Here is a 2,806-nt window from a genome sequence, read left to right on the forward strand (position 1 = left end):
TCGGTTCAGGAACCACATCCGCTGCTGCGCCAACGACAACGGCACACGCTCGGGGCGCGGACCTGCGACCAACGCGACCCGACCCCCACCGACGTGCGACTCAACCGCTCGGGCGAGACCTTCCACCGTGGACGCTTCGAAGATCATCCGCACCGACACCGTGGCATCGAGGGCCGCACCGAGGCGCGACGCTACCTGCGTCGCCAGCAGGCTGTTGCCGCCGAGCGCGAAGAAGTCGTCGTCGAGACCGACCTGCTGGATTCCGAGCACCTCGGCGAACGCTTGCGCAGCAGCCTGCTCGATCAACGTGGTCGGGGCACGGAACACCGCGGTCTCGAACTCCGGCGCCGGGAGTGCCTTGCGATCCAGCTTGCCGTTGACGGTCAACGGGATCCGATCGAGCACCACGAACGCGCTCGGCACCATGTACGCGGGCAGCGGCTCCGCCGCCAACGTGCGCACCGTCTCGACCTCGAACACCGCGCCGGCAGCGGGCACCACATAAGCGACCAGCCGTGCATCGCCCGGAATGTCCTCACGCACCACGACCGCGCACTCGCCGACGTCGGGCAGCGCCGCCAGGACGGCCTCGATCTCACCCAACTCGATGCGGAAACCGCGCACCTTGACCTGATCGTCGGCACGTCCCACGAACTCGAGCTCACCGTCGTGGGTCCAGCGCGCTACGTCACCGGAGCGGTACAGCCGCCCGCCCGATCCGAACGGGTCGGCGACGAACCGGGTCGCGTTCAGCTCACTGCGACCCAGATAGCCGCGCGAGAGTTGGCCACCGGCGATGTACACCTCGCCCGCGACACCCATCGGAGCCGGGCGCAACCGCGAATCCAGCACATACAACCGAAGCCCGGCGATCGGGCCACCCACCACACTCGCGGCAGCAGTATCGGTCGCATTGATGCGCCGGTGCGTGACATGCACCGTCGTCTCGGTAATGCCGTACATGTTCACCAGCACGCAGCCCAGATCCCCGCGCCGATCGAACCAGCCCCGCAACCGCCGCGGCTCCAACGCCTCGCCACCGAAAATCACATAGCGCAGCGCCAAATCGTCCAGCACGTCATTCGAGCGGGCCCGATCGGCCTCGACGAACTGATAGAACGCCGACGGCGTCTGATTCAGCACCGTCACACCCTCGGCCGCCACCAACTCGAGGAACTGGGCCGGGGAACGCGAGGTGAAGTAATCCACCACCACCAGCCGTCCACCGGTCAGCAACGGGCCCCACAACTCCCACACCGAGAAGTCGAACGCAATCGAGTGGAACATCGTCCACACATCGTCCGCACCGAACCCGTACAGCTCCTCGGTACCGGTCATCAACTCGACGACGTTGCGATGCGCGACCGCCACGCCCTTCGGTCGCCCGGTCGACCCCGACGTGTAGATGACGTAGGCGACGTGCTCGGGACGCAACGGAACCGTCCGCTCCGACACCGAAATCGGTTCGCCCGACACAGCACTCACATCGAGGGTGTCGATATCGAGCACCGGCACACCAGTGAATTCGTGCTCACGTCCCGACCACGAAATCACGCACGCCGGAGCCGCATCGGCCACCACGTACTCGATCCGCTCACGCGGATACGTCGGATCCAACGGCACGTACCCCGCGCCGGCCTCGACGACCGCGAGCACCGCCACCACAAGATCGAGCGACCGCGGCAGAGCCACACCCACCAGCGACTCCGGGCCCACACCTTGGGCGATCAGATGCCGCGCCAACCGACGCGCCTGCGCCGCCAACTCGCCATACGTCAACCGCTCGTCGCCGAACACCACCGCGACCGCACCCGGATCCCGCGCAACCTGCTCGGAGAACAGGCCCGCCAGCGTGACGGAAAGGTCCGCCCCCGACGTCGCACCCGCACCACTCCACCCATCAACCAACGTCCCGCGCTCAACCGAATCGAGGATCTCGATATCCCCCACCAGACCAAGCGGATTCGCCACCGCCGCAGCGATGATCCGGAGCAGCCGATCGGCGAACGACTGCGCCGTGCGGTCGTCGAACAGGTCGGTGGCATAGGTGATTTCGCCGAGCAGACCGCCGTCGGATTCGTCGGCCGACATCGTGACCTGCAGGTCGAACTTGGCCACTGCAATGTCATGGTCCAACTGCGCGACGTGCAGACCCGGGAGTTCGAACCTCGTCTGAGCCAGGTTCTGGAACGCGAGGGCCACCTGGAATAGCGGATGCCGCGCCTGGGAGCGCTCAGGATCGAGCACCTCTACCAACCGCTCGAATGGCACATCCGCATGTCCGAACGCGGACACGTCGATTTCCCGCACGCCCGCAAGCAGATCCGCGAACGACTTGCCGCCATCGACCTCGGTACGCAGCACCAGAGTGTTGACGAACATGCCGATCAGGTCATCGAGCTCACGCTCGCCACGACCGGCGATCGGGGTACCGACCGCAATGTCCTCGGTGCCCGACAGACGTGCGAGCAGCACCGCGAGCGCCGCATGCACCACCATGAACGGTGTTGCCCCGTGAGCATGCGCCACCTCGACGAGACCGGCATGCATTGCCGCCGGCACCTCGAATTTGACGGTTGCGCCGCGGCGCGACGCGACCGCCGGCCGCGGGCGGTCCGACGGCAGATCCAGCTGATCCGGCACACCCGCGAGTTGCGTTGACCAGTAAGCAATCTGACGCGAAATCAACGATTCCGCATCAGCATCGGACCCGAGCACCTCACGCTGCCACAGCGCGTAATCCGCGTACTGCACCGCCAACGGCGACCAGCCCGGCACCTCACCGCGCGTGCGCGCCTCGTACGCT

The 2,806-nt window shown here is 66.6% G+C and carries 1 protein-coding gene; it reads right to left on the reverse strand.

Annotated features, from left to right (window positions below; all coding sequences use genetic code 11):
- A partial coding sequence (locus A8G08_RS03190; RefSeq protein WP_157108381.1) for a non-ribosomal peptide synthetase occupies positions 1 to 2,806 on the reverse strand: 2,806 nt, incomplete at both ends.

The sequence above is a fragment of the Aldersonia kunmingensis genome (assembly GCF_001646865.1).
In the GTDB taxonomy this organism is placed as follows: domain Bacteria; phylum Actinomycetota; class Actinomycetes; order Mycobacteriales; family Mycobacteriaceae; genus Aldersonia; species Aldersonia kunmingensis.